Origin of the sequence: Stenotrophomonas sp. LMG 10879 (assembly GCF_002750935.1) — a bacterium.
In the GTDB taxonomy this organism is placed as follows: domain Bacteria; phylum Pseudomonadota; class Gammaproteobacteria; order Xanthomonadales; family Xanthomonadaceae; genus Stenotrophomonas; species Stenotrophomonas lactitubi_B.
The window spans coordinates 305394-330275 of sequence record NZ_PEJT01000006.1 but is presented as its reverse complement, the minus strand read 5'-3'; the positions used below and the strand labels follow the sequence as shown (position 1 = coordinate 330275).

Sequence of the window (24882 nt, the reverse complement as noted above, 5' to 3'; positions counted from 1 at the left end):
CACGTCGACGGCAAGCCCGTAGAATGAAGGGAATGCCCGATACCCTCGCCCAACCGGTCAGCTACACCCTCGACGTCAAGCACAGCCGCTTCATCGCGCATGCCGCGCCGATCGAGGGTGCGTCTGCTGCGCTGGCCTTTCTGCAGGAGGTGGCCGTGGCCGATGCGACCCACAACTGCTGGGCCTACCGGCACGGCCAGGACTATCGCTCCAGCGACGATGGCGAACCGGCCGGCACCGCTGGCCGGCCGATCCTGGCCGCCATTGATGGCCAGGGATTCGACCGGGTGATGGTGGTGGTCACCCGTTGGTTCGGCGGCATCAAGCTGGGCGCCGGTGGCCTGGTCCGCGCGTACGGCGGCGCCGCTGCCGAATGCCTGCGCACCGCGCCACGCCTGCCGCTGGTCGCGATGGCGCGGCTGCAGCTGCTGGCCGGATTCGAGGATCTGGGCGCACTGCACGCGGCCCTGCCCGCCCATGCCGCCGAAAAGCGCGATGAACAGTTCGATGCCAATGGCGTGAGATTGCGGGTGGAATTGCCCGCCGACCAGGTCGACGCATTGAAAATCCGCCTGCGCGACGCCACCCGTGATCGTATCCGTATCCAAGATGACCGCCTCGATGACTGACAAGGACGCACCGGCCTCCGACCCGGCCACCCCGCCGCTGCGCCGACTGGGCAGCCTGCGTACGCTGTGGCCGTTCGTGCGCCGCCACAGCGGCTTGTTCAGCGCCTGGCTGCTGGCCCTGGCCGTTTCTTCGGCGGCGACCCTGAGCCTGCCGCCGGCCGTGAAGCAGATGATCGACCACGGCTTCAGCAGCGGCGGCCAGATCAACCGTGCCTTTGCGCTGCTGATGCTGGTGGCTGTGGTGCTGGCGCTGGCGACGGCCGCGCGTTTCTACTTTGTTTCGCTGCTCGGCGAGAAGGTCGTGGCGGATCTGCGCAGCCGCCTCTACGCGCACCTGATCCAGCTCGGCGCTGGCTTCCACGACCGCAGCCGCAGCGGCGAACTGGTGTCGCGCCTGACCGCCGACAGCGAACTGCTGCGCAGCGTGGTCGGCTCGACCATGTCCGTGGCGCTGCGCAGCAGCGTCACCGTGGTCGGCAGCCTGGCGATGCTGTTCGTCACCAGCCCACGGCTGGCCGCCTGGTCGCTGCTCGGCATTCCGCTGGCGGTGCTGCCGATCATCATCGGCGCGCGCAAACTGCGCGTTGTCGCCCGCAGCAGCCAGGACCGCATCGCCGATGCCAACAGCCTGGCCAGCGAAACGCTGGGCGCGGTGCGCACGGTGCAGGCGCATGCGCGCGAACCTTATGAACGCGGCCGTTTCGACCATGCGCTGGGCGATGCGATCCGCGCCGCACGCCGGCGCATCGGAGCGCAGTCGCTGGTCACCGCCAGTGCCATCCTGCTGGTGTTCGGCGCGATTGTCGGCGTGTTGTGGCTGGGCGCGCACGACGTCATCGACGGGCGCCTCAGCGCCGGCACGCTGGGTCAGTTCGTGCTGTACGCACTGATCGGCGGCGGCTCGGTCGGTGCCTTGGCCGAAGTGTGGAACGAACTGCAGCGCGCGTCCGGCGGCATGGGCCGCATCGGCGAGCTGCTGCAGGAAGACATCGAGATCCGTGCGCCGGCCACGCCGCGTGCGCTGCCGCAGCCACTGCGTGGCGAAATCCACTTCGACGACGTGGTGTTCAACTACCCGCAGCGACCGGACCAGGCCGCACTGGACCATTTCAACCTGCACGTGCGACCGGGTGAAACCGTCGCTCTGGTCGGCCCCTCAGGCGCCGGCAAGAGCACGGTGCTGTCGATGCTGCTGCGCTTCCACGATCCGGCCGCCGGGCGCATCTGCGTGGACGGCATCGATGTGCGCGACGTCGATCCGGCCGCGCTTCGCGCACAGCTTGCGCTGGTGCCGCAGCAGCCGACGTTGTTCGCCGCCAGCGCACGCGACAACATCCGCTATGGCCGGCTGGATGCCAGCGACGCCGAAGTGGAAGAGGCAGCCCGTGCCGCCGAGGCCGACGCCTTCCTGCGTGCACTGCCGCAGGGTTACGACAGCGAACTGGGCGAGCGCGGTGCCCGCCTGTCCGGTGGCCAACAACAACGTGTGGCGATCGCCCGTGCCTTGCTGAAGGACGCACCGATCCTGCTGCTCGACGAAGCCACCAGCGCGCTGGACGCGCAGAGCGAGCATGGCGTGCAGCAGGCACTGGAACGATTGATGGCCGGGCGCACCACGGTGGTCATCGCCCACCGGCTGGCGACCGTGCTCAAGGCCGACCGCATCGTGGTGATGGATCATGGCCGCATCGTGGCCGAGGGCACGCATGCGCAGCTGCTGGCTGAAGGCGGCCTGTATGCCGAGCTTGCACGCCTGCAGTTCATCGATTGATGACGGCCGGCTAACACCGGCCGGATCACTCTGGCAGCGTAGCGAACAACCGCTGAGGGAGGTCCACCATGTCGTTCCGTCAGTTCCCTGCTGTCGACAGCAATGGCGAAAGCCACATCATCATCGAGTTCAAGCCCGAGGCCAGCGGCAGCGGGCACGGTTCCGAGACGACGCCACGTTATGAACTCGACGACGGCCGCCAGCTGGTGCGCAACGGCCGCGAATTCACGACCAGCGGTGGTGAGGTCAGGTTGTCGATCTAGCGTTCCGCTGCAGCGCCGAGCCACGTTTGGCTCAGCCGTTGGTTCCATCAAAAAAGGTTGGTCATTTTTTGACCAACCATCTTGACAACCTTGCCTGCCAAGGCCTGCAGCCGGTTATCCACATGTTTGCGCAGAAGCCATCCACACGCCCTGTGGATGAATGTTCTATGCGAGCACCCGGCCGATCCCGCTGGCATCCACCTCGGCGGCGGCGGCGGCGATAGCCTCTGGCTCGCTGCCCGCCACGAAGCCGATACGGAAATGCACCTCACCGGCCGGCGTGCGCGAGGAATGGATCGAGGCCAGGCTGATGCCATGCTGCTCGAACACGTTGAGCAGTTCGCGCAACGAACCCGCGCGGTCTTCAGGCAGATGCACCGACAGGGCGTTGCGCTCGGTCAAGTCGGCCAGCAGATAGCCGACGCGTTCGAAGGTGTAGTTTCCCGCGGCCAGTGCCTGATCGCCGAAGGCAGTCCTGTTGGCCCCCAGCAGGTGTTCGCGGAATGCGCCACGCGCAGCATCGTCGCCCTGCCCTACCTGCGCCTGCAGGGTCTGCAACTGGCCGATCAACCGTTGCAGCATCGGCGCCACATAGGGATTGCCGAACTGGATGTCTTCATAGATCGCCGGATTCAACGACAGGATGCGCGAGATGATCGCGGTATCCAGCTCGAACGAGGCCGACCGATACGGCAGCATCGCCGCCAGCGTGCCCAACTGCGGCTGGTACTCGCGCAGCACACCCGCCTGGGCCAGATGGCTCGCATGCACCATGGCCTGCACCAGCGCCATCATCTGGTCGTGGTGCTGTGGCGTGGCCCGCACGCACTCTGCCTGCAGCGCCTGGCACAACGCGTCGACCCAGGGCCGCCACTGCTGCAGCCGGGCCTCGCAGATCACCATCACCCGGCCCTTCAGGGTCGGCGCCTTGGGCGGCGCGGTCATCGGATGCAGGCCCACCACCTCGGCGCGCGAGGCCAGCATCGCCTGCACCGGCGCTTCCTTCACCGAGGTCACATCCAGCCACAAGCGTTCCTGCTCGCGGCCAGCCGACAGGCGCGCGTACTCGGCGATCAACGCGGACGTGTGCCGGATCGGTGCGGAGAACACCAGCACATCGGCCTGTTCCAGCAACTGCTCCGGCGCATGCGAATCTGGATCGGCCGGATCGTGGCCGATCACCCGCACCTGCATGTGCTGTTCGAAGAACCGGGTCAGCCAGCGCCCGTAGGCGCCGGCACTGCCGACGATGCCGACCGTGCGCGGCGTGCGCTCGTGCAGCCCGCTCATGCCAGCCGTTCGGCGCGGAAGCGCATCCCGTCGGCCAGTGCCGCCGGTGCGGCCGCGATCACGTCGAACTCCTCGAAGCCATGGGCCAGGGTTGCCTCCAGCGCCGCGTGGGTGCCGGCGATGGCACGCGAGATGGCCATCTGCATCGGCTCACCGCGCAGCAGGAAGGACACCATCAGCGACATCAGCACGTCGCCGGTGCCCGCCACGTCGACCGGCAGCAGCGGCGAGGTCCAGCGCCAGGTTTCCTCGCGACCTACCGCCAACGTCACCAGCTCGCCCGGATTGCCGCCGACGCTGTGGGCCAGCACCCATTGCGGACCGCGCGCCAGCAGCGCACGCGAGGCGGCGATGGCATCGGCTTCGGCCAACGCCGGCATGCCGGTCAGGCGACCGAGTTCGAACGCATTCGGGGTGACCAGCCAGGCATGCGGCAGCAGGCGTTCAGCGAAGATCGCCTCCAGGCCTGGCTCCACGTAGGGACCGGTGTGGGTATCGCCGATCACCGGGTCCAGGCAGTAGCGCAGCTGCGGGCATGCCGGCAGGATCTCGTCCAGCCAATCAGCAAACGCGGCACCATTGGCGGCGCTGCCGAAGTAGCCGGACACCAGCATTTTCGCCCGTTGCGGAAGACCACGTTCGCGCGTGCCGAGCAGCAGGTCGGCGAACCAGTCACTGGGCAGCACTCGGCCACGGGTGGTCTCGTAGAACGGCGCATTGCTCAGCAGCGTGGTCGGGATCGAGGCCACGCGCACACCGAGCGCGCGCATCGGCGGCAGCGCGGCGCTGTTGCCGGCATGGCCGTAGACCAGTTGTGATTGGACCGAAATGACATCGATCGGCGAAGGGCCGTCGGGCCGCTGGCGGCGGCCGTGGACCAGGTGGTTGTCGAGGGATTCGCTCATGCCCGCATTCTACGCCCAAGGGGGTTTTCGGCAGGGCTGCGCCCTGCACCTGCAGAGGCAACGGCCAAAGCCACGGCAACAGCAACAGCAACAGCGGTACTCCGAGGGATGGCGGGGCACTGTGGGTTTGCGGGGACGCCGTGAATCCGTCCATGGAGGCTTGGTCGCCGCATCCATGCGGCTCACACCCCGCAAACCCACAGTGCCCCGCCTTCGACAGTTCCCCGCGAGCAGTAGATCCACGCCATGCGTGGATGAATCTCCATCGAAATCGAATATTTCGACAATTGATCAAAGAGCATCCACGCATGGCGTGGATCTACGTGTCGACCAAGGTCGACACCCACCAACAGCAGCAGAAATCTGTCGAAGGCGGGGTGGGTCCGGTTGCGGGGGTGTCCGCGGCATGGATGCCGCGGCCAAGCCTACAGGGACGTATTTACGGCGTCCCCCGCAACCGGACCCACCCCGCCATCCCACGGAATGCCCGCTGTTGCTTTGGCTGTCGCCATTGCCCTGGCATCGGCGGGTGCAGGGCGCAGCCCTGCAGAAGAGCCCCCTCAGTGCGCAGCAGGCCTGGACGACGGCAACCATGCCGCCACGATGCCCAGCAACGGCAGGAACGCGGTGAGCTGGTAGACGAATTCGATGCTGGTCTTGTCGGCCAACAGCCCCAGCACCGCCGCGCCGAGGCCGCCCATGCCGAAGGCGAAGCCGAAGAACAACCCGGAAACCATGCCGATCCGATGCGGCATCATTTCCTGTGCGTACACCACGATGGCCGAGAACGCGGAAGACAGCACGAAGCCGATCAGCACAGCCAGTATCGTGGTCCACAGCAGATCGGCATGCGGCAGCATCAGCGCGAACGGTGCCACGCCCAGGATCGAGGCCCAGATGATCGGCTTGCGACCAATACGATCACCCAGCGGCCCACCAAAGAAACCGCCCGCCGCGGACGCCACCAGGAAGGCGAACAGATGCAGCTGCGCCTGCGCCACCGGAATGCCGAAATGATGCATCAGGTAGAAGGTGAAATAGCTGCCGATGCTGGCCATGTAGAAATACTTGCTGAAGATCAGCACCAGCAGGATCGCCAGCACCCGGGCGATCGTGCGCGGCGGATGGCGTGCGGCGATCACACCCTGTGCTGCGGGGCGAGGAGCCCCCAGATGCAGCGAGTACCAGCGGCCGACATAGGTCAGCAGGGCAATGCCGATCAACGCTGCACCGGCAAACCACGATGCGGAATGCTGGCCGTAGGGCACGATCACCGCGGCGGCGATCAGCGGCCCCAGCGCCGTACCGAAGTTGCCGCCCACCTGGAACACCGACTGCGCCAGGCCATGACGGCCGCCGGAGGCCAGGCGCGCGATGCGCGAGGCTTCCGGATGAAAGATGGCCGAACCGATGCCGACCAGCGCGGCGGCCAGCAGCACCATCGCGTAATTGGGCGCAAAGCCGAGCAGCAACATGCCGCACAAGGTCGAGGCCATGCCGATCGGCAGGGAGTACGGGGCCGGCCGGCGGTCGGTGGCAAGGCCGACCAGCGGCTGGAAGATCGAGGCGGTCAGCTGGTAGGTCAGCGTGATCAGACCGATCTGGGTAAAGCTGAGATTGAAGCCACCCTTGATCACCGGATAGATGGCCAGGATCAGCGACTGCATCATGTCGTTGACCATGTGCGAGCTGGAGATCGCCGCCAGCACTCCGGGCGATACGGGGCGGGCGGATACGGTGGGAGAAGCCAGAGTCGACATTGCGCACGGTCAGGATGGGGGCGAGCCGTGCATGCTACGGTGGCCTTCCACTCCCTTCTGCCGCGTTCTGGTCATGGCCTATCGCAAAAAGGACACCCCCTGCCCTGTCCGCGAAACCGCGCCGTGGAACGAGGTGCCGGTGCATCGCCCGGTCACCTGCCGCGCGCGCGACTACCGTGCCGGCACCCACATCTCGGCACACAAGCACCGCCGACACCAGCTGGTCTATTCCATGTCCGGGTTGATGGTGGTGCGGTCGGAAGTCGGCCGCTGGGTGGTGCCCTCCACCCGTGCCATCTGGATGCCGGCGGGCATGGCGCATGCGGTGGACTGCATCGCCGAGGTGCACATGCGCAGCCTGTACATCGAACCGGCGTTCGCCCCGCAGCTGCCCGCCGAGCCCTTCGCCGTGCAGGTGGCGCCGCTGCTGCGCGAGCTGCTGCAGGCGGCCATCCTGATCGACGGACCGCATGAAGAAGACAGCCGCGACGGCCGCGTAGTGCGACTGATGCTCGATGAGCTGCACCGCATGGACGTATTGCCGTTGCACCTGCCCGAGCCCGTCGACCCGCGCCTGCACAGGATCTGCCAGCACATCCAGAAGCATCCCGGCGACGAGGCGACCCTGCAGGACTGGGCGCAGGCGTTGGCGATCGACGTCAAAACCATCCAGCGCCACTTCGCCAGCGAACTGGGCATGACCTTCGGCCAGTGGCGGCAACAGGCGCGCCTGCTGGCCGCGATGGAACGGCTGGCCCGCGGCGAGAAGGTGATCGACGTGGCGCTGGCGATGGGCTATGACAGCCCGAGTGCGTTCACCAGCATGTTCAAGCGCCAGCTGGGGCAGACGCCGGCAGCATTTTTCCGTTGAGCCGTTGAACGGCATCCACGCATGGCGTGGATCTACTGCGCCACCTACAGGTAGGGATTCTGCTTGTCAGGATACAAGTGGAAAGTCCGTCTCATTTTCGCAACCGCACCCATGTTCCGATAGCACCTCACGGAAGAGGAAGCACTTGTGACGAAGGCATGGAGTATCAGCCGATGGCTTGCGGTTGCTGTGTTGCTGGCCCTGACGGCAATGCAACCATCCGCATATGCGAGCGGCACGCAGTTCCGTTTCTACTCGGATGAACAGAAGGACGGTTTTCATTTCTTTCTCGAGATCCAAGGTCGAAGCGACGATGGCTACATCCATGTTCGTTGGAAGGGACAGCCCAAGGATGCCGCCCCGCGGAACCCGTACTACGTCGAAATGAACCGTGCCCAGAAGCGCTTCTACATCCGGCCCAAAAAACGGGATGGCCACCCTTGGTTCGAACTGGATGTAGTGGGTGATCGCGGAACGCTTCTGTTCGAGGGGCGCCGGCTGTACGGAAAAGCCGATTGGGAAATCCTGTAAAACAGCCACAAACGAAAACGCCGGGCAGAGCCCGGCGCTGTCGTTCAACATGTCCGTTGACAGATCAGGACGTCATCCGATCCCAGAAGCCCTTGACGCCGTCGATGAAGGTCGCCGACTTCGGCGAATGCTTGCGCGCATCCTCGCCGTTGAAGGTGGCTTCGAACTGTTCCAGCAGCTTGCGCTGGTCGCTGGTGAGGTTGACCGGCGTCTCCACCACCACGCGGCAGTACAGGTCGCCTTCGCTGCGGCTGCGCACCGAACGCACACCCTTGCCGCGCAGGCGGAACAGCTTGCCGGTCTGGGTCTCGGCCGGAATGCGGATTTCCGCCTCACCACCGAGGGTGGCCACGCGCACGGTGTCACCCAGTGCGGCCTGCGAAATGCGGATCGGCACTTCGCAGTGCAGGTCGTCGCCGTCGCGCTGGAAGATGTGGTGCTCACGCACGCGCACTTCCACGTACAGATCGCCCGGCGGCGTACCGGCCGGACCGGCCTCGCCCTCACCCGCCAGGCGGATGCGGTCACCGGTATCCACGCCTGCCGGTACCTTCACCGACAGCACCTTGTCTTCCTCGACACGGCCGTTGCCGTGGCAGGTCTTGCAGGGCTTGGCGATGATCTGGCCACGGCCGCCGCAGTTGTGGCAGGCCTGCTGCATGGCGAAGATGCCACGCTGGATGCGCACCTGGCCGCGACCATGGCAGACGTTGCAGGTCTCGACCTTGCCGTCTTCCGAGCCGCTGCCATCGCAGTCGCCACATTCGGCCAGGGTCGGAATCTCGATGCGGCGTTCGACGCCACGCACCGCTTCTTCCAGGTCCAGCTCCATCACGTAGCCGATGTCGGCGCCGCGACGCGCCTGGCGTGGACCGCCGCCGCCGGCACCACCAAAGATGTTGCCGAAGATGTCGCCGAAAATGTCGTTCATGTCCGGGCCGCCCGGACCACCACCGCCACCGCCCATGCCGTGTTCGAACGCGGCGTGGCCATGGCTGTCGTACATGCGGCGCTTGTTGCCGTCGGACAGTACTTCGTAGGCTTCCTTGCACTCCTTGAAGGAGGCTTCGGCCGCCGCATCACCCGGGTTGCGGTCCGGGTGGAATTTCATCGCGCAACGACGATAGGACTTCTTCAGTTCTTCGTCGGTGGCGGTGCGGGCAACGCCCAGCACTTCGTAGTAATCGCGCTTGCTCATATCGTGGATCGCATTCCGGAAAGTCGGGATTCGTCAAAGCGGAAGAGCGGAACCAGGTCCGCTCTTGCGTCGGGCGCCCCGACACGCCAGAGGGCGGTCAGGACCCTGATGCGACAACGGGACGCTGGTAAGCAGCGTCCCGCGTCGGTCCGGATCAGGACTTCTTGTCGTCCTTGACTTCGGTGAACTCGGCGTCCACCACGTCATCCTGCGCCTTGCCCGCATTGCCGGCGTCGGCGCCCGGGGCAGCACCGCCCTGGTCGGCCGAAGCGGCAGCGAACAGCGACTGGCCAGCTTCTTCCAGCACCTTCGACTTGGCTTCGATCTGTGCCTTGTCGTCACCCTTCATCGCGGTTTCCAGGTCGGCCAGGGCCGCTTCAACCTTGCCGATCACTTCGCCACCGACCTTGCTGCCGTGCTCGGTGATCGCGCTGCGGGTGCCGTGGATCAGGGCATCGGCCTGGTTGCGGGCCTGCACCAGCTCCTGGAACTTCTTGTCTTCTTCGCGGTTGGCTTCCGCGTCGGCGACCATGCGTGCGATCTCTTCCTCGGACAGGCCCGAACCGGCCTTGATCTCGACCTTCTGTTCCTTGTTGGTCTTCTTGTCCTTGGCCGACACGTGCAGGATGCCGTTGGCGTCGATGTCGAAGGACACTTCCACCTGCGGCAGGCCACGCGGGGCCGGCTCGATGCCGGACAGGTCGAACTTGGCCAGCGACTTGTTGAAGCGGGCCTGTTCGCGCTCACCCTGCAGCACGTGCACGGTCACGGCCGACTGGTTGTCCTCGGCGGTGGAGAACACCTGCGAGGCCTTGGTCGGGATGGTGGTGTTCTTCTCGATGATCTTGGTGAACACACCGCCCATGGTTTCGATGCCCAGCGACAGCGGGGTCACGTCCAGCAGCAGCACGTCCTTGACGTCGCCGCCGAGCACGCCACCCTGGATCGCAGCACCCAGTGCCACGGCTTCGTCCGGGTTGACGTCCTTGCGCGGCTCCTTGCCGAAGAACTCGGTGACCGCCTGCTGCACCTTCGGCATGCGGGTCTGGCCACCGACCAGGATCACTTCGCTGATGTCGCTCGAACGCAGGCCGGCGTCATTCAACGCGACGCGGCACGGCTCGATCGACTTCTTGATCAGCTCTTCCACCAGCGATTCCAGTTTGGCGCGGGTCAGCTTGATGTTCAGGTGCTTCGGACCCGACGCGTCAGCGGTGACGTACGGCAGGTTCACTTCGGTCTGCTGGGCGCTGGACAGCTCGATCTTGGCGCGCTCGGCAGCATCCTTCAGGCGCTGCAGGGCCAGCGGATCCTTGCGCAGGTCGATGCCCTGGTCCTTGTTGAACTCTTCAACCAGGTACTCGATGACGCGGTTGTCGAAGTCTTCGCCACCCAGGAAGGTGTCGCCGTTGGTGGCCAGCACTTCGAACTGCTTCTCGCCGTCGACGTTGGCGATCTCGATCACCGAGACGTCGAAGGTGCCGCCGCCCAGGTCGTACACAACGATCTTGCGATCCTTGTTGTCGCCCTTGTCCAGGCCATAGGCCAGCGCGGCCGCAGTCGGCTCGTTGATGATGCGCTTGACGTCCAGACCGGCGATGCGGCCGGCGTCCTTGGTCGCCTGGCGCTGGCTGTCGTTGAAGTAGGCCGGCACGGTGATGACCGCTTCGGTGACCTTCTCACCGAGGAAGTCCTCGGCGGTCTTCTTCATCTTCTCCAGCACCTTGGCCGAGATTTCCTGCGGCGCCATCTTCTTGGCATCGCTGGTGGCCACCCAGGCATCGCCATTGTCATGGGCCAGGATGCTGTACGGGACGTGCGCGATGTCCTTCTGCACTTCGGCGTCGGTGAACTTGCGGCCGATCAGGCGCTTCACAGCGTAGAAGGTGTTCTTCGGGTTGGTCACGGCCTGGCGCTTGGCCGAGGCACCGACCAGGACTTCGCCGTCCTTGGTGTAGGCGACGATCGACGGGGTGGTGCGATCGCCTTCCGAATTTTCGATGACGCGGGCCTTGCCGCCGTCCATGATCGCCACGCACGAGTTGGTGGTGCCGAGGTCGATACCAATGATCTTGCCCATGGGGGAGACTCCTTGAAGGATGTTGTTTTTGTCAGTCCGGCCGTTCGGCCGGTGGATGAATGGGATGTGGGGGAGGCTCGTGGAACATTCAAGCCATCCCCCGAACGCTGTGTTTCCGTTCGCTCAACACGTTCAGCGTCGGTCGTGCCGATGCCCCGTCCGGGGCACGGACACCCTCGCCAGGCCGGGCCCGGCGCGCGGGGTCAATCGGCGGCAACCACCACCAGCGCCGGTCGCAGCAGGCGCTCGTTGAGCAGGTAACCCTTCTGGAACACGGTCACCACGCTGCCCGGGGCGGCGCCGGGGGCCGCGACCTGGCTGATCGCCTGGTGGTGTTCCGGGTTGAACGGCTGGCCGGTCGGGTCCAACAGCACCAGGCCGTTGTCACCAGCAACCTTCAGCAGCTGCTTGTAGGTCAGCTCCAGGCCTTCGCGAAGCGGATGGGCATCGTCGCCGGCGGCCTTGAGGCCGGCATCCAGGCTGTCGAATACCGGCAGCAGCTCGCCCAGCAGCTTCTCGTTGGCGAACTTGCGCGCCTGTTCGATGTCGCGGGCCACGCGCTTGCGCTGGTTGTCCAGGTCGGCGCGCTCTCGCAGCGCTTCGGCCTTGACCTGCTCCACTTCGGCACGGAGCTGTTCGATCTGTTCGTTGACGCCCTCGGCGGCAGCTGCGTCGGCGGCGGCCTGCTGGGCGGCGATGTCTGGCTGATCTTGATTCATGTCTGGGTCCCTGGCGGTCACTCTCCGCCTCCACCCACCCTAGTGTGGGCGGGATGCTGCGTTTCAAGCGTCCGATGCACCCGGAGTTCGCCCGCCGGGCGAAAAGGCCGCACCGAGCACATCGGCGGTGGCCTGGACCAGCGGGATCATGCGGTCGTAGGCCATCCGTTTCGGCCCGATCACGCCCAGCACGCCCAGTACCTGGCCATTGGCGGTGTACGGCGCGGTGACCAGCGAGACGCCCTGCAGGGGCACCACGCCGGTTTCTTCGCCGATGAAGATGCGCACGCCGGGGGCCTGGATGGTCCGCTCCAGCAGCTGCAGGATCTCGCGCTTGCTGGAGAACAGCTCGAACAGCTCGCGCAGGCGCTCCAGGTCGGACAGGTCCTGCACCCCCATCAGGCGGGTCTGGCCGGCCACCAGCATGTCATCGGCCGGCGGCTGCAGGGCCTGCTCGGCCAGCTCGATGCTGTGCGCCAGCACCTGTTCCAGCTCGGACCGCGCGTCGCGCAGCTCCAGCAGCAGGCGCGTGCGGATCTCGGCCAGGGGCAGTCCGGCGAAGTGGGCATTGAGGTAGTTGGCCACCTGCTCCAGCTGCCCCGGCGCGAAGTCCTGGCGGGTCTCGATCACCCGGTTCTGCACCTCGTTGTCGGCAAACACCAGGATCGCCAGCACCCGGCGCCCATCCAGCGCCACGAAATCGATCTGGCGGAAGGCGAACTGCTCGCGCCGCGGGGCGCTGACCACGCCAACGAAATGACTCATCGCCGACAGCAGCTCCGAGGCGCTGCCGAGCAGGGCCTGGGTACTGCCGCCTCCGGCCAGCTCCTGACGCAGCCGGGCCAGCTCACCCTCGCCCGGCGGCTGCATCTGCAGCAGGCTGTCGACGAACACCCGATAGCCATGCGCGGTCGGAATCCGCCCCGCCGAGGTATGCGGCGAGGCCAGCAGGCCCAGGTCTTCCAGGTCGCCAAGGATGTTGCGGATGGTGGCCGGGCTGACCTCCAGGCCGGCCACGCGCGCCAGCGTCTGCGAGCCCACGGGTTCGCCGTCCTGGATGTAGCGCGCGATCAGCGTGCGCAGCAGGTGCCGCGCGCGCGGGGCAAGTTGGTCGGGAGAACCGTGCATGGAATCAACCTGTGAGACAGGGACATTAGATAATGGCGACGCATCCCCTTGGCAAGTCATTGGACGACCCCGCCGCGCGTGCTAGCGTTGCGCGGCTGCAGACACCCCCTTACCCATGCTCAGACATCTTTCAATCAAGGATTTCGCCGTCGTCCGCGCCACCGAACTGGAGTTCGGGCCGGGCATGACCGTGGTTTCAGGCGAGACCGGCGCGGGCAAGTCGCTGATGGTCGACGCGCTGGGCTTCCTGTCCGGCCTGCGCGCCGACAGTGGCGTGGTCCGCCATGGCGCTGCCAGGGCCGAACTGTCGGCCGAGTTCGCGCTGGACCAGCTGCAGGCCGCCCGCCAGTGGCTGGCCAGCAACGAGCTGGACGATGACGACCAGTGCCAGCTGCGCCGTGTGATCCGCGCCGACGGCGGCTCACGCTCGTGGATCAACGGCCGCCCGGTCACCCTGGCGCAACTGGCCGACCTGGCCGGCCTGCTGGTGGAGATCCATGGCCAGCACGAGCAGCAGGCCCTGCTGACGCGTCCGTCGCAGCTGGCCCTGCTGGACGCCTATGCCCGCAACGAAAGCGAACGCCGCCAGGTGCGCCGTGCTGCCGCCACCTGGCAGGCGCTGGTCGATGAATCCCTGGCACTGTCGCAACAGGGCGATGTGAGTGACCGCATCGGCTTCCTCGAACACCAGCTGCGCGAACTGGACCGTGAGGATCTGGAACCGGAGTCGATCACCGCGCTCGGCGCCAGCCATCGCCGTCAGGCGCACGCCAGCGCCTTGTTGGCCGCCTGCCAGGCAGCTTCGGACCAGCTCAACGGCGACGAAGGCCACTCGGCGCTCGATCTGCTGCAGCAGGTGCGGCATGAGCTGGCCAGGGTGGCCGAACATGACCCGCGGCTGGGCGATGTCGATGCCTTGATTGACAGCGCCTCCATCCAGCTGCACGAAGCCCTGGCCCTGCTCGACAGGGTGCATGACGACCTGGACGCCGATCCGGACCAGTTCGAGGAGAACGAGCGCCGTCTGGGCCGCCTGCACGATCTGGCCCGCAAGCACCGCGTGCCGATGGATGAGCTGGGTATGCAGCGCGAGCGCATGCACGCCGAAGTGGAACAGCTGCGTGGCGCCGACGAGCGCCTGCAGCGACTGGCCGGCGAGATTGAAAAGGCCGCAGCGGCCTGGCGCGTCGAGGCCGCGGTGCTGACCAGCAGCCGCCGCACCGCTGCTGCCGAACTGTCGGCCACCACCACCGGCATCATCGCCGAGCTGGGCATGGGCGGCGGCCAGTTCCTGATCGAACTGGAGCCGCAGGACAGCGGCAAGCCGGACCCGCAGGGCGCCGAGCGCGTTGAATTCCTGGTGGCGGCCAATGCTGGCCAGCCACCGCGTGCGCTGCGCAAGGTCGCTTCCGGTGGCGAGCTGTCACGCATTTCGCTGGCCATCGAAGTGGCCGCGCTCGACCTCGACGCGGTACCGACCATGGTGTTCGACGAAGTCGACTCCGGCATCGGTGGCGCGGTGGCCGATATCGTCGGGCAGAAGCTGCGCGCGCTCGGCGAGAAGCGTCAGGTGCTGTGCGTGACCCACCTGCCGCAGGTCGCCTCCAAGGGTCACGCGCACTACCGGGTCAGCAAGGCGCCGGTGGAAGGCATGACCCAGAGCGCGGTGGAGAAGCTGGACACCAAGGCGCGCGAGGAAGAGCTGGCGCGCATGCTCGGTGGCGTGGAAGTGAGCAAGGAAGCCCGCGCCGCCGCGCGCAAGCTGCTGCAGGCCTGAGGCTGGTGGCGCCGAGCGTGGGCTCGGCTCTACAGGAATCTCGAACGGAACCGACGTGTAGAGCCGAGCCCATGCTCGGCTTCCGCGCGGCAGCGCGGCGCATGTCACCCCAGCGGTCGCGCCAGATCCACCGTTTCCACCAGGAAATCGAGGAACGCGCGCACCCGCAGCGGCAGGTAACCACCCTGCCCCAGGAACACGGCGTGCACCTCTTCCAGGTCGCCCGGGTTGGCGTCCTCCAGCACCGGCAACAACCGTCCTGCCGCGATGTCGGCCTGCACCTGGAACGCCGCCAACCGGGCCATGCCCAGCCCGCCCAGCACCAGCTGACGCAGTGCATCGCCATTGCTGGCGCGCGCATTTCCGCTGGGCAGCACCCGCTGCTCCTGCCCATCCTGCAACAGCGGCCAGCCCTGCACCGACCGTGCGTGGCCGATATCCAGCCGGTTGTGCGCCAGCAGCGCCTCGACATTGCCCGGCAATCCGTGTCGTGCCGCATAGGCCGGTGCCGCCACGATCATCATCCGCGTTGCCCCCAGCCGGCGCGCGACCAGGCTGGAGCTCTTCAGCGGACCGGCCCGCACCGCCACGTCGGTACGCTGCTCCAGCAGATCGATCACCTCGTCGGTCAGGGTCAGGTCCACCCCCACCTGCGGGTGCCGCTGCAGGAATTCCGGCAGCAGTGGCAGCAGGAAGTGCTGGCCGAACGGCACGTTGGCATTCACCCGCAGCCGCCCGCGCGGCTCGGCGTGGGCGCTGGCGCAGCGTTCGGCTTCTTCCAGATCAGCCAGCACGCGCAGGCCGCGCTCATAGAACGCACACCCCTCCGGGGTCAGCTGCAGCTGGCGGGTGGAACGCTGCAGCAGGCGCGTCCCCAGCCGCTGTTCCAGCCGCGCAACCAGCTTGCTGACCGCCGAGGGCGTCATCTCCAGGCTGCGGGCGGCAGCGGAAAAGCCGCCGGTCTCGATCACCCGCACGAACACTTCCAGTTCGCCGGATCGGTTGATGTCGGTGCGTGCCATGGCAATGAATTTGATTCACAGATGATTGTCCATGCGCATTCTAGTTCACAGGCGAGCGCGGACGCACCATGGCCGTCCCTGCTACCGGGTCACTCCCATGAATCGTTTGAGCCAGCTGACCGCCACCGCCCTGCTTGCCCTGTCCGGCGCCGCCGCCGCATCACCTGCCGCGCACTGGGTCGCCAGCTGGCAAGCCAGCCCGCAGCCGGTGTGGGGCAGCGATTTTCTGTTTCCCACCCTCATCCCCGGCCAACTGCAGGACCAGACCTTCCGGCAGAGCGCGCGCCTCAGCCTGGGCGGGCCGCGCCTGCGGGTCCGGCTGAGCAATGCCTATGGCACCCGGCCGTTGAAGATCGGCGCTGCCAGCGTGGCCGCACATACGGGTGATACACCGCAGCCGCTGCGCTTCGACGGCCAACCCGGGGTCGTGATCGGGCCGGGGCAGGACCGCCTGAGCGATCCGCTCTCCCTTCCCACGGCTGATCGGCAGGCCTTACAGGTGGACGTGTACCTGCCTGACCCCACGCCGCTGCAGACCTTCCATTGGGAAGGCAGGCAGACCAGCTGGATTGCGCCGGGCGACCAGCATCGCCTGCCTGCATTGCACGGCGCCAGCAGCACCACGGCCCGCCTGCTGTTGTCTGGCATCGAAGTCGAGGCTGCGGCCAGCGCGCGCAGCGTGGTGGTGGTCGGCGATTCAATCACCGATGGCGCCACCGCCAGCCTCGACCAGGACCAGCGCTGGACCGATCACCTCGCCGCGCGGCTGGCACCAGAAGGTATAGCGGTGGTCAATGCCGGCATCTCCGGCGGTCGCCTGCTGCGCGATGGCATGGGCGAATCGGCCTTGGGCCGCTTCCAGCGTGATGTGCTCGATCAGCCCGGCGTCGCCAGTGTGATCGTGCTGATCGGCGTCAACGACATCAGCTGGCCGGGCACCGCCTTTGCCCGCGACGAGACGCGGCCGACCCTGGCCGAGCTGCAGGCCGGCTACCGCGACCTGGCCAAGCGCGCCCATGCCCGCGGCCTGCGCATCCTCGGTGCGACCCTGACACCGTTTGCCGATGCCCTGCCCGGCACCCCGCTGGACGACTACTACGCCCCTGGCAAGGACGCCCTGCGCCAGCAGCTCAATGCCTGGCTGCGCACGGACGGTCCGTTCGATGCGGTAATCGAGCTCGACGCCGCCCTGCGCGATCCGGCCGATCCCTCAAGGATGGCGGCGGCCTATGACTCCGGCGACCACCTGCACCCGGGCGATGTGGGGAACCGGGCGATGGCCGAGGCGGTGGATCTGGAGGTTCTGCTGGGCCCATCCACGCATGGTGTGGATCTACGCTGACAAACGAAAAACCCCGGGCATGCCCGGGGTTTCGTCGCAATCGGCTGGCTGCGGGGCTTACTTGCGCTTCTTGCGCACGTACAGCACCAGCGAGTGCTCTTCCAGCTCATAGCCGTGATCGGCGGCGATCTTGCGCTGCAGGTCTTCGATCTCGGTGCTTTCGAACTCGATGATCTTGCCGCTGTCCACATCGACCATGTGGTCGTGGTGGCCGCCGCGGTCGAGTTCGTAGACGGCCTGGCCGCCTTCGAAATTGTGCTTGAGCACGAGGCCGGCGGCCTCGAACTGGGTCAGCACCCGGTACACCGTGGCCAGGCCGATCTCGTCGCCATGCTCCAGCAGCTGGCGGTAGATGTCTTCGGCGGTCATGTGGTGCTGGGCATTGCGCTGCTCGAGCAGCGCCAGGATCCGCATCCGCGGATGGGTCACCTTCAGGCCGACTTTACGCAGGTCGTGGGTTTCCATAGGTCTCCGTTCATTGGCGATTTAGCGCCAGCTGCCTCGGATTGGGTCGCGGTGGCACGCCGGGAGTGTATCATCGGATTGATTTCCCCAACCGCCAGTCCCGATGCGCAATCTCCTGTTGGTCGCCGCCGTTGCCTTGTCCACCACCGGGTGCGGCATCATCTACAAGCAACCCATCTACCAGGGCAACCTGATCCGGGAAGATGCCGTGGCCAAGCTGCAGGTCGGGCAGAGCAAGCAGCAGGTCAACGCTCTGCTGGGAACCCCCTCGGTGCCGGACCCGTTCCACGCCCAGCGCTGGGACTACACCTCGACCGAGCGCGTGAACCGCCTGGGCCGTACCGACGTGAAGAATTTCGTCGTGTACTTCGAAAATGATGTGGTCACCCGTTGGGATGGCGATTACTTCCCGGCCAACGACAAGGCCCTTGCCCAGCAGACCGTGCGCCAGTTCGGCCGCAATCTGCCGAAGGACAAGAAGAAGAAGGGCGGCCGCTGAGCCACCCTGCCCGTCCTTCGGGACGGGTCTTGAGGATCATCCGCCGCGCGCACGTCGCCGGCGGTTGTCCTTCGGGTCGGCCTGCAGGACACGCAGCAGCTCCACACGATCACCATCCAGCAGCACCTGCTGCGGCCGCGCCAGCACGCCATGCACCGCAGCGGCCGGACAATCGGCACTGCCTTCGAGCCCGGCCGCTGCCACTGCATCAGCCACGGTCGCCCCTTCCTCCAGCTGCAGCCGGCGCGACAGCACCTGTTGTGGCCAGGCCAGCACGACCTCGACCTCGATCATCGTTCAGCCCTCGTCGGCGACGCGGACGAAATCGTTGACCATGCGATCGGCCAACCCCTGGAAGCCGATCGCCAGCGCCGGGCCCAGCAGGCGTGAACTCGGCTCGAAGTCCAGGGTGAGGGTGACCTTGCAGGCATCTTCAGCCAGGGCATGGAACTCCCAGCGGCCGTGCAGTTGCTTGAAGGGCCCCTCGCGCAGCTGCATGTCGATGCTGTGCGGGCGCTGCAGGGTGTTTTCGGTCTGGAACCAGGTACTGAACGAACCCAGGCCCAGGTCCAGGCGAGCGACCAGCCGGTCTTCGCCCTGCTCGAGGATGCGGGCGTCGGAGCACCAGCGGAAGCGGCGCGGATAGGCCTGGACATCGTTGACCAGATCGAACATGCGCGCGGCCGAATGTTCGACCAGGGCACTGCGGCGGATAGTAGGCATGAATACAGGACGCTTCGGCAATCGACCGGGCGGGCCCGAATCGGAGACAATACGGAAATGAGCAAGAACACCGGCAAGGATAAAGCAAAGAGCGCGACGGCCAACAAGACCATCGCGTTGAACAAGCGTGCCCGTCACGAGTACCACATCGAAGACCGCTTCGAAGCCGGCCTGGCCCTGCAGGGCTGGGAAGTGAAGTCGATCCGCGCTGGCCGCGGCAACATCGTCGACGCCTACGCCTACGTGAAGGATGGCGAGATCTTCCTGATCGGCGCGCAGATCACCCCGCTGATCCAGGCCTCCACCCACGTGGTGGCCAACGACCGGCGCGAGCGCAAGCTGCTGCTGCACCGGAGCGAGATCGACAAGCTGGTCGGCAAGGTCGAGCGCGATGGCTACACGATCGTGCCCACCGCGATGTACTGGAGCAAGAACAAGATCAAGCTGGAAGTGGCGCTGGCCAAGGGCAAGCAGACCCACGACAAGCGCGATGCCGCCAAGGATCGTGACTGGGCGATCGAGAAGCAGCGGGTGATGCGTCGCGGCAACCGCGACGCATAAGGACGCCGGCCCGCTTTCGTGTGGAGCCGAGCCATGCTCGGCTTCGGCAAGGAAGCAGCCGAGCGCAGGCTCGGCTCTACAAGACGCTGATCAGCCCGCCAGCAGGCCCTGCCCGCGCAGACGCGGTGACAATGCAGCGTGCATCACCGCCAGGTGCATCACCACCGACAGCTCCGGCGCATGGCGATCATCACCGGCCCGCCACTGCTGCGCCAACCGCGCGGCCTCAACCGGCAGCAAGGCCAGCAGTTGCGCATCATCCAGCGCATCGGCGGACGCCTGCAGCTGCCGCGCCAACTGCCGCGACTGCCACACGTGCATGCCGATGCTGAGGCTGGCCAGCGACATCAGGGTCAAGGCCAGGCCGTGCTCGAACCACTGTGACAGCACATCCGGACCCCACAACAGCGCGGCCAGCACCGCCAGCGCCGGCAGCCGCCACCCCAGCCAGTGGAAGCGGCCACGCCGCGGCCAGTGCACCACCACCGCACTGGCGATCAGCGCAGCTGCAGCCGTGGCCGGCAGCTCGGTGGCCCACGTTCCAGCCAGCAACACCGCCAGCACCGCCCAGACCCAGCCGGGCGGCAGTGCCCGCCGCTGGTAATCGGCCCCTACCGGGCCAACCAGCTGACGCAGGCTGCGCTGTTGCATTGCTTCGGTCACCGGCCGTCTCCGTCTCTGTGCTGGCTCGAATGGTCGTGGCCAGTGTGTCGCAAATTCGTGCCAACGACGTTAGCAATCCGCTATGACGGAAGCTCTACAACATGTTGCGGATAGACGTGGGAACGGCTGGGCGGGCCGGGTGACTGTTCAGGCTTTTTGGCGTAGCATGTGCAGCGTTAGGCGGGCACTGACCGTGGCAACACGAAACAGGCCTTGTACCTTGCAGGACTTGAAGAAACCGGGGGTGCATTGGTTTCGACGGGGGTTGTGAAGTCGCCTGGCGCATGCCGAGGGGGTAGCTTTCCTCGTAAATCCAGCTGCAAAACTCTAGTTGCCAACGACGACAACTACGCTCCGGTCGCCCTCGCAGCCTAAAAACTGCGGTGCGTGACCTTCTGCCGACTTAGGCGGAGCCTCGAAACTGCTTGTGTCCATGCTCGCAGCGTAGAGTCATTATCATGGAATCGCGCTGGGCGGCTGCCTGTCAGTCCGGCACAAGAACACAACAGGCTGGTCCTTGGATGCGCTTTGCACGCCGTGCTGTCCCGGGATGAGATTCAACGGTGAGCTAAGCATGTAGTGCTGGGGATGGAGTGCCTTCGGACGGCGGTTCAATTCCGCCCACCTCCACCATTTGTACCGCCCTTCGGGGCACGAAAAGCCAGATCTCCCGTCGATTGGGGTCTGGCTTTTTTGTTGGCTACATCAGGTCCAGAACTGCCGCCTCGACAGGGAGAAGCACCGTGGCGTTGATGAACAGCTCCGAATGCAACTGCAAGGCACGCAGCGATATGACGGCCTGCCCACTCTGCGATGCAGGCGCCCCGCCGGCCATTCCGCGGCCGATCGACGCCGTCTATGCGGCACCGGTATCGCAAGCCCTGCCGATCGCCAAGAACCGGGCAATTTACATCCTCCTCGCCCTGTTCCTGGGCATTTTCGGCGCCCACAACTTCTACGCCGGTTACCACGGACGTGCGATCTGCCAACTACTGATCACGCTGCTGTTGGGTTGGCTTCTGATCGGCGTAATGATCACCGGCCTGTGGGCGCTGGTGGAAATGATCACGGTGGAAACCGACGCCTCTGGCGTGCAGATGGTGTAATCCTTGGCCCAGGAGGAACCGCCATGGATCTCGAGAGAATCGACGTTGTTTGCTGGCTCGACCAGATCCTGGATCAGGACCCGGCGACCTTCGAAGACGCCTACTGGGGTCTTCGCCCTGCCGCGGCCATTGCGGTACCGCACCTGCTCGCCCGCCTGGCGGCTGCGCACGATGGTTACTCGCGTGGAAAACTGCTGGAACTGCTCGGCGAATCAGGCGACAGCACCGTCATCCCGACTTTACAGGCTGAGCTGCAGCATCCGCTGGAAGAGGTACGCAACTGGGCGCAACTGGCACTGGATGCGCTTGATCGGGGAACCTCCTGGCAGCCCAGCATGGGGGCCTAGCCGACAACGCTGCCCTGCCCCACACTTCCGGCTGTCTGCCCGGACTTCGTGCCGGCGCCCACGCTCCTCCGCGATACAGAAGGATCTGCAATGAACAAGCCGCTGATTGCCCTGATGCTAGGCCTGGCCACCGCGAACGGTGCACTCGCCGAGCCGGCCACGAATAGCACCGCCGCACTGGAAGCCCTGTTGGCCTGCAAGGCCGGCTCCGACTTCACTGAAGCGCAGGTGGAGCAGGCATTCCATGCCGCCGGCCTGAGCCGCGACCCCGGTAGCGTGTTCGAGCCGAAGGACAAGCCCGTGGCGCTGTTCGGTGGAACCGTGGCCAGCGCGGATGTGAGCGTGTCAAATGTCCACAAGAGCCTGCACGTGTACCTGAACAACGTCGACCACAAGCGCCTGGCTAAAGCGTGGTCGGTGACCACCGTCGACGATGCCGCCCAGACGGAGGAACCGTCGTACATCAAGCAGACCGACGCCCGTCACACCCTGCACGTCGGCGCCGCTGACGACTACGAGGGCTATTCGGCCTCAGTGACCTGCCAGATCCATCCGTGACCGGACCGATGATCGACTGAAGCGCCTGCCGGCGCTACAGCCAGCGCCGGACCTGCTGCCGGTACGCGTTGTACTGGGCGCCGAAACGCTCGCCAAGAACGCGCTCTTCCGGATGGATCTGAAAGCGCGTGATGTACAGGACAAACAACGGCACCACTGCGAGTGCCAAGAGGTTCTGCAGATACAGCATGCCTCCGAGCAGGAACGCGGCTTGCCCCAGATACATGGGGTTGCGCGTATAGCGATAGACCCCTCTGGTGATCAGAGCCGTGGATGACGCCGGCCGCATCGGATTGACCGTGGTACCCGCGCGCTGGAATGCAAACTTGGGCAACAGGTTCATCGCCAGTCCCGCGGCCATCACCGCCACCGCAGCCCACCACGGCGTTGGCAATTCCGCTGCGGGCAGCCAGCGGCTGATGCCGAGACCGAGCAGACCGCACAGCAGCATTACAAGAGGTGGGGGAATACGGGTTTCCAGCAATCGCATCGGCCGTCCCGGCGTCGGATGTCCGAACCAGTGTCACACGCCGACGCTGGCCCCACACGTCGGCCCGCAATGACCCAGCTGAGCCCTGCTTCCGCGTTGACACGCCTGCCGCTAGAGTGGCGCCAGCGCAGGGAGTCCACATGGCAAGAACAGGCATCGGCTTCATCGGCCACACCACCTTCATCCTCATTGCCCTGCTCACGCTGAGCGGGTGCGCGACGCTGCGCCAGTTCGGCCCATCGGTGCAGGTGGGCACGGTCACACCGGGCCAGTACATCGCGCTCAAGCGCGGTGACATCCTCACCAGCGGCAAGCTCAGCGCGGCCACCACCGAGACCCTGCGCGTGGCAGGCCTGGACGAAGGCGCCTGCGCCAAGCCGGGTCTGCCGTGCATCGAGGCGATGGAGGCCAGCATCGTCGTCCGCGAGGAAGACAAGCGCTCGTCGCTGGCCGAGCTGTGGGTGCAGTACGCGATGACGATGCCGGCGCCGAAGCGCGAATCGGCGTCGGTGGCGCGCAGCAAGGCCGCGACTGCCCAGCCCGACCCGACATTGCAACCGCGCCTGGATGCGTGGATGCAGATCGCACGGCAGTCCTATGCGTATCTGTTCTTCACCGAACGCACCGCCAACCAGCGTGGCTTCGAAGACCGCCAGACCCAGGTGCGCGACTACTACAATCTGGCCGTGCAGGAATCCGCCGTGCTGCTGTTCGAGGCCTACTCGAGCAAGCAGGTGCGCAACCACAACGGGCGGTTCCAGCTGGGCCGCTGGACCTTCGTGCTGGCGCCTGCCGATGACGGCGCGGCAGCGGACACGCGCGAACCGATCGAACTGGTACCGGCTGCATCGATGTCCTTCACCGGCACCCTGCGCAGCGTGCATCGACGCGATGGCTTCGGTGCCGAGCTGGTGGCGGTGATGGCCGACCCGGCCAGCACAGGACTGGCGGCGGCCGCTGCAGGCACGGCACCGGCGACCGAGCGCGACTGGAGCGAGATGCCGTCGCCGTCGATGACTGTGCTGCTGCGCTTCTCGGGCAAGAACCTGTGGGAAGTGCTGCACGACGACGAGCCGGAACTGGAGATCCACGACCCCTACCAGGTGGCGGTGGTGGAACTGCATGGCGAGCAGGTGCCGCTGGCGGCGAACTTCACCGCCGGCTACGCGCTGTGGCTGGCCCGCTCCAACTTCAGCCGGCAATCGCTGCGTACATTGTTCGGTGGCAAGGGCGGCATCGAAAAACCGCACCTGTTCATGATGCAGCCGTACGATCCGAACCGCCGCGTGCTGCTGATGATCCATGGCCTGGCCAGCAGCCCGGAAGCGTGGGTGAACGTGGCCAACGAACTGATGCGCGACGATGAGATCCGCGGCGATTTCCAGATCTGGCAGTTCTACTACCCGACCAACATGCCGATCGCGCTCAGCCACGATGAGATCCGGCGGATCCTGCACGACACGCTGCGGCACTTCGACCCGAGCGGCCAGGCGCTCGCCTCGCACGACATGGTGGTGGTCGCCCACAGCATGGGCGGGGTGATTTCGCGGCTGATGGTGTCCTCCTCCGGCGACCATCTGGTCGATACCCTGTTGGCGACCGCGCAGATGACTCCGGCGCAGCGCGAACTGCTGCGTACGAAGGGCGCACCGGTGCTGACATTCCAGCCGGAGCCGGAAATCTCGCGGGTGGTGTTCATCGCTACCCCGCATCGCGGCACCGATGTCGCAGGCACGCGCTTGGGACGCTGGCTGGGCCGCTTCGTGCGCCTGCCGCTGACCGTGCTGGAGGATGTCGCGACGTTGGCAAACGACGGCAAGGTCGAGCGCAACGACGACAAGCACGGCTACCAGATGAACAGCATCCAGAACCTGGACAAGGACGATGCCTTCGTCAAGGCCGTGGCCGATCTACCGATATCGCCGAAGGTGCGTTACCACTCGATCATCGCGCGCACCCAGGCCGAAGGTCCGCTGGAAAAGACCGACGATGGACTGGTGCCGTACTGGAGTTCGCACCTGCCACATGCCGTTTCGGAAAAGGTGATCGTGTCCGGTCACAGCGTGCAGGAAGCTACGCCGGCCATCGTCGAACTTCGCCGCATCCTGCATGAGGACATGGAGGTCCATCCTCTGCCGGCGAAGTAGCACACGAAATCCAGCAACCCTGGCCCGCGCTTTTCCG

At 66.1% G+C, this 24882-nt stretch carries 26 protein-coding genes and 1 other RNA gene; 14 read left to right on the top strand and 13 right to left on the bottom strand.

All coding sequences use genetic code 11. The features are described from left to right. Positions 1 to 32: 32 nt before the first annotated feature. From CR919_RS12015 to CR919_RS12005, 3 genes are all read left to right on the top strand, one after another. Positions 33 to 629 (top strand): YigZ family protein, encoded by a 597-nt coding sequence (locus tag CR919_RS12015; protein WP_099820193.1) that lies wholly within the window; start codon positions 33 to 35, stop codon positions 627 to 629. Beyond that, positions 622 to 2400 (top strand): ABC transporter transmembrane domain-containing protein, encoded by a 1779-nt coding sequence (locus CR919_RS12010; protein WP_099820192.1) that lies wholly within the window; start codon positions 622 to 624, stop codon positions 2398 to 2400. The genes CR919_RS12015 and CR919_RS12010 overlap by 8 nt, the downstream gene beginning before the upstream one ends. Positions 2401 to 2468: 68 nt before the next feature. Beyond that, entirely contained in the window at positions 2469 to 2663 is a 195-nt protein-coding gene (locus tag CR919_RS12005; protein WP_088101408.1) for a hypothetical protein, read from the top strand. 165 nt (positions 2664 to 2828) lie between these two features. Here the strand turns inward: CR919_RS12005 and CR919_RS12000 are convergent, their stop codons facing one another. The 3 genes from CR919_RS12000 to CR919_RS11985 form a co-directional block, all read right to left on the bottom strand. Next, complete coding sequence (locus CR919_RS12000; RefSeq protein WP_099820191.1) at positions 2829 to 3953, bottom strand: prephenate dehydrogenase; 1125 nt, start codon at positions 3951 to 3953, stop codon at positions 2829 to 2831. After that, the gene (gene pdxY / locus CR919_RS11995) at positions 3950 to 4858 is read right to left on the bottom strand and encodes a pyridoxal kinase (RefSeq protein WP_099820190.1); all 909 of its coding nucleotides are present in this window, start codon (positions 4856 to 4858) and stop codon (positions 3950 to 3952) included. The genes CR919_RS12000 and pdxY overlap by 4 nt, the downstream gene beginning before the upstream one ends. Positions 4859 to 5418: 560 nt before the next feature. Beyond that, positions 5419 to 6618, bottom strand: coding sequence for an MFS transporter (locus CR919_RS11985; RefSeq protein ID WP_099820188.1), 1200 nt, complete (start codon positions 6616 to 6618; stop codon positions 5419 to 5421). A gap of 73 nt (positions 6619 to 6691) precedes the next feature. On the opposite strand from CR919_RS11985, the gene CR919_RS11980 reads away from it, so the two are divergent. Together CR919_RS11980 and CR919_RS11975 are read left to right on the top strand one after the other, a co-directional pair. Beyond that, a complete protein-coding gene (locus CR919_RS11980) occupies positions 6692 to 7489 on the top strand; it encodes a helix-turn-helix transcriptional regulator (protein WP_099820187.1) in 798 nt (265 codons plus the stop codon). A gap of 147 nt (positions 7490 to 7636) precedes the next feature. Continuing rightward, positions 7637 to 8020, top strand: a complete 384-nt coding sequence (locus CR919_RS11975; protein ID WP_133119608.1) for a hypothetical protein — start codon at positions 7637 to 7639, stop codon at positions 8018 to 8020. Positions 8021 to 8084: 64 nt separating this feature from the next. Here CR919_RS11975 and dnaJ read toward each other — a convergent pair whose 3' ends face one another. The 4 genes from dnaJ to hrcA form a co-directional block, all read right to left on the bottom strand. Further along, positions 8085 to 9218, bottom strand: coding sequence for a molecular chaperone DnaJ (gene dnaJ, locus CR919_RS11970; protein ID WP_025878872.1), 1134 nt, complete (start codon positions 9216 to 9218; stop codon positions 8085 to 8087). Between the two features lie 154 nt (positions 9219 to 9372). Then, a complete protein-coding gene (gene dnaK, locus CR919_RS11965) occupies positions 9373 to 11298 on the bottom strand; it encodes a molecular chaperone DnaK (protein ID WP_099820185.1) in 1926 nt (641 codons plus the stop codon). 203 nt (positions 11299 to 11501) lie between these two features. Continuing rightward, a complete protein-coding gene (gene grpE, locus CR919_RS11960; protein ID WP_025878870.1) occupies positions 11502 to 12017 on the bottom strand; it encodes a nucleotide exchange factor GrpE in 516 nt (171 codons plus the stop codon). Positions 12018 to 12080: 63 nt separating this feature from the next. Further along, positions 12081 to 13145 (bottom strand): heat-inducible transcriptional repressor HrcA, encoded by a 1065-nt coding sequence (gene hrcA / locus CR919_RS11955; protein WP_099820184.1) that lies wholly within the window; start codon positions 13143 to 13145, stop codon positions 12081 to 12083. A 115-nt stretch (positions 13146 to 13260) separates the two neighbouring features. Between hrcA and recN the strand changes: the two genes are divergently transcribed. Beyond that, positions 13261 to 14922 (top strand): DNA repair protein RecN, encoded by a 1662-nt coding sequence (gene recN / locus CR919_RS11950; RefSeq protein ID WP_099820183.1) that lies wholly within the window; start codon positions 13261 to 13263, stop codon positions 14920 to 14922. 104 nt (positions 14923 to 15026) lie between these two features. On the opposite strand, the gene CR919_RS11945 is transcribed toward recN, so the two are convergent. Further along, complete coding sequence (locus tag CR919_RS11945; protein ID WP_099820182.1) at positions 15027 to 15944, bottom strand: LysR family transcriptional regulator; 918 nt, start codon at positions 15942 to 15944, stop codon at positions 15027 to 15029. Positions 15945 to 16041: 97 nt separating this feature from the next. On the opposite strand from CR919_RS11945, the gene CR919_RS11940 reads away from it, so the two are divergent. After that, positions 16042 to 17286, top strand: a complete 1245-nt coding sequence (locus CR919_RS11940) for an SGNH/GDSL hydrolase family protein (protein ID WP_099820181.1) — start codon at positions 16042 to 16044, stop codon at positions 17284 to 17286. 57 nt (positions 17287 to 17343) lie between these two features. Here CR919_RS11940 and fur read toward each other — a convergent pair whose 3' ends face one another. Beyond that, on the bottom strand, positions 17344 to 17751 hold the full coding sequence (gene fur / locus CR919_RS11935; RefSeq protein ID WP_025878865.1) for a ferric iron uptake transcriptional regulator: 408 nt from the start codon (positions 17749 to 17751) through the stop codon (positions 17344 to 17346). A 103-nt stretch (positions 17752 to 17854) separates the two neighbouring features. Here fur and bamE point away from each other — a divergent pair, with 103 nt between their 5' ends. Next, positions 17855 to 18250, top strand: coding sequence for an outer membrane protein assembly factor BamE (gene bamE / locus CR919_RS11930; protein ID WP_099820180.1), 396 nt, complete (start codon positions 17855 to 17857; stop codon positions 18248 to 18250). 36 nt (positions 18251 to 18286) lie between these two features. On the opposite strand, the gene CR919_RS11925 is transcribed toward bamE, so the two are convergent. Then, positions 18287 to 18544, bottom strand: a complete 258-nt coding sequence (locus CR919_RS11925; protein WP_099820179.1) for an RnfH family protein — start codon at positions 18542 to 18544, stop codon at positions 18287 to 18289. Positions 18545 to 18547: 3 nt separating this feature from the next. Beyond that, positions 18548 to 18973: a type II toxin-antitoxin system RatA family toxin gene (locus CR919_RS11920; protein ID WP_025878862.1), complete on the bottom strand. Its 426-nt coding sequence runs from the start codon at positions 18971 to 18973 to the stop codon at positions 18548 to 18550. 57 nt (positions 18974 to 19030) lie between these two features. Here CR919_RS11920 and smpB point away from each other — a divergent pair, with 57 nt between their 5' ends. Continuing rightward, positions 19031 to 19534: an SsrA-binding protein SmpB gene (gene smpB / locus CR919_RS11915; protein WP_025878861.1), complete on the top strand. Its 504-nt coding sequence runs from the start codon at positions 19031 to 19033 to the stop codon at positions 19532 to 19534. A 90-nt stretch (positions 19535 to 19624) separates the two neighbouring features. Here smpB and CR919_RS11910 read toward each other — a convergent pair whose 3' ends face one another. After that, the gene (locus tag CR919_RS11910) at positions 19625 to 20197 is read right to left on the bottom strand and encodes a hypothetical protein (RefSeq protein WP_099820178.1); all 573 of its coding nucleotides are present in this window, start codon (positions 20195 to 20197) and stop codon (positions 19625 to 19627) included. 240 nt (positions 20198 to 20437) lie between these two features. Between CR919_RS11910 and ssrA the strand changes: the two genes are divergently transcribed. From ssrA to CR919_RS11890, 4 genes are all read left to right on the top strand, one after another. Next, positions 20438 to 20830: a transfer-messenger RNA gene (ssrA, locus tag CR919_RS11905) on the top strand. Positions 20831 to 20949: 119 nt separating this feature from the next. Continuing rightward, positions 20950 to 21303, top strand: coding sequence for a TM2 domain-containing protein (locus CR919_RS11900; protein ID WP_099820177.1), 354 nt, complete (start codon positions 20950 to 20952; stop codon positions 21301 to 21303). A gap of 23 nt (positions 21304 to 21326) precedes the next feature. Further along, positions 21327 to 21650: a HEAT repeat domain-containing protein gene (locus tag CR919_RS11895; RefSeq protein ID WP_099820176.1), complete on the top strand. Its 324-nt coding sequence runs from the start codon at positions 21327 to 21329 to the stop codon at positions 21648 to 21650. Between the two features lie 114 nt (positions 21651 to 21764). Further along, positions 21765 to 22208 carry a hypothetical protein gene (locus CR919_RS11890; protein ID WP_243380105.1) on the top strand — a complete coding sequence of 148 codons (444 nt, stop codon included), beginning with the start codon at positions 21765 to 21767 and terminating at the stop codon, positions 22206 to 22208. A gap of 34 nt (positions 22209 to 22242) precedes the next feature. On the opposite strand, the gene CR919_RS11885 is transcribed toward CR919_RS11890, so the two are convergent. Next, positions 22243 to 22698: an isoprenylcysteine carboxylmethyltransferase family protein gene (locus CR919_RS11885; RefSeq protein WP_099820174.1), complete on the bottom strand. Its 456-nt coding sequence runs from the start codon at positions 22696 to 22698 to the stop codon at positions 22243 to 22245. A 140-nt stretch (positions 22699 to 22838) separates the two neighbouring features. On the opposite strand from CR919_RS11885, the gene CR919_RS11880 reads away from it, so the two are divergent. Beyond that, on the top strand, positions 22839 to 24845 hold the full coding sequence (locus CR919_RS11880) for a hypothetical protein (protein ID WP_099820173.1): 2007 nt from the start codon (positions 22839 to 22841) through the stop codon (positions 24843 to 24845). Positions 24846 to 24882 lie beyond the last annotated feature (37 nt).

What these genes read in the sequence shown, in the direction of transcription:
- CR919_RS12015 (WP_099820193.1), top strand. Translation starts at nt 33, where the DNA reads ATGCCCGATACCCTCGCCCAACCGGTCAGCTACACCCTCGACGTCAAG.
- CR919_RS12010 (WP_099820192.1), top strand. Translation starts at nt 622, where the DNA reads ATGACTGACAAGGACGCACCGGCCTCCGACCCGGCCACCCCGCCGCTG.
- CR919_RS12005 (WP_088101408.1), top strand. Translation starts at nt 2,469, where the DNA reads ATGTCGTTCCGTCAGTTCCCTGCTGTCGACAGCAATGGCGAAAGCCAC.
- CR919_RS12000 (WP_099820191.1), bottom strand. Translation starts at nt 3,953, where the DNA reads ATGAGCGGGCTGCACGAGCGCACGCCGCGCACGGTCGGCATCGTCGGC.
- pdxY (WP_099820190.1), bottom strand. Translation starts at nt 4,858, where the DNA reads ATGAGCGAATCCCTCGACAACCACCTGGTCCACGGCCGCCGCCAGCGG.
- CR919_RS11985 (WP_099820188.1), bottom strand. Translation starts at nt 6,618, where the DNA reads ATGTCGACTCTGGCTTCTCCCACCGTATCCGCCCGCCCCGTATCGCCC.
- CR919_RS11980 (WP_099820187.1), top strand. Translation starts at nt 6,692, where the DNA reads ATGGCCTATCGCAAAAAGGACACCCCCTGCCCTGTCCGCGAAACCGCG.
- dnaJ (WP_025878872.1), bottom strand. Translation starts at nt 9,218, where the DNA reads ATGAGCAAGCGCGATTACTACGAAGTGCTGGGCGTTGCCCGCACCGCC.
- dnaK (WP_099820185.1), bottom strand. Translation starts at nt 11,298, where the DNA reads ATGGGCAAGATCATTGGTATCGACCTCGGCACCACCAACTCGTGCGTG.
- grpE (WP_025878870.1), bottom strand. Translation starts at nt 12,017, where the DNA reads ATGAATCAAGATCAGCCAGACATCGCCGCCCAGCAGGCCGCCGCCGAC.
- hrcA (WP_099820184.1), bottom strand. Translation starts at nt 13,145, where the DNA reads ATGCACGGTTCTCCCGACCAACTTGCCCCGCGCGCGCGGCACCTGCTG.
- recN (WP_099820183.1), top strand. Translation starts at nt 13,261, where the DNA reads ATGCTCAGACATCTTTCAATCAAGGATTTCGCCGTCGTCCGCGCCACC.
- CR919_RS11945 (WP_099820182.1), bottom strand. Translation starts at nt 15,944, where the DNA reads ATGGCACGCACCGACATCAACCGATCCGGCGAACTGGAAGTGTTCGTG.
- CR919_RS11940 (WP_099820181.1), top strand. Translation starts at nt 16,042, where the DNA reads ATGAATCGTTTGAGCCAGCTGACCGCCACCGCCCTGCTTGCCCTGTCC.
- fur (WP_025878865.1), bottom strand. Translation starts at nt 17,751, where the DNA reads ATGGAAACCCACGACCTGCGTAAAGTCGGCCTGAAGGTGACCCATCCG.
- bamE (WP_099820180.1), top strand. Translation starts at nt 17,855, where the DNA reads ATGCGCAATCTCCTGTTGGTCGCCGCCGTTGCCTTGTCCACCACCGGG.
- CR919_RS11925 (WP_099820179.1), bottom strand. Translation starts at nt 18,544, where the DNA reads ATGATCGAGGTCGAGGTCGTGCTGGCCTGGCCACAACAGGTGCTGTCG.
- CR919_RS11920 (WP_025878862.1), bottom strand. Translation starts at nt 18,973, where the DNA reads ATGCCTACTATCCGCCGCAGTGCCCTGGTCGAACATTCGGCCGCGCGC.
- smpB (WP_025878861.1), top strand. Translation starts at nt 19,031, where the DNA reads ATGAGCAAGAACACCGGCAAGGATAAAGCAAAGAGCGCGACGGCCAAC.
- CR919_RS11900 (WP_099820177.1), top strand. Translation starts at nt 20,950, where the DNA reads ATGAACAGCTCCGAATGCAACTGCAAGGCACGCAGCGATATGACGGCC.
- CR919_RS11895 (WP_099820176.1), top strand. Translation starts at nt 21,327, where the DNA reads ATGGATCTCGAGAGAATCGACGTTGTTTGCTGGCTCGACCAGATCCTG.
- CR919_RS11890 (WP_243380105.1), top strand. Translation starts at nt 21,765, where the DNA reads ATGCTAGGCCTGGCCACCGCGAACGGTGCACTCGCCGAGCCGGCCACG.
- CR919_RS11885 (WP_099820174.1), bottom strand. Translation starts at nt 22,698, where the DNA reads ATGCGATTGCTGGAAACCCGTATTCCCCCACCTCTTGTAATGCTGCTG.
- CR919_RS11880 (WP_099820173.1), top strand. Translation starts at nt 22,839, where the DNA reads ATGGCAAGAACAGGCATCGGCTTCATCGGCCACACCACCTTCATCCTC.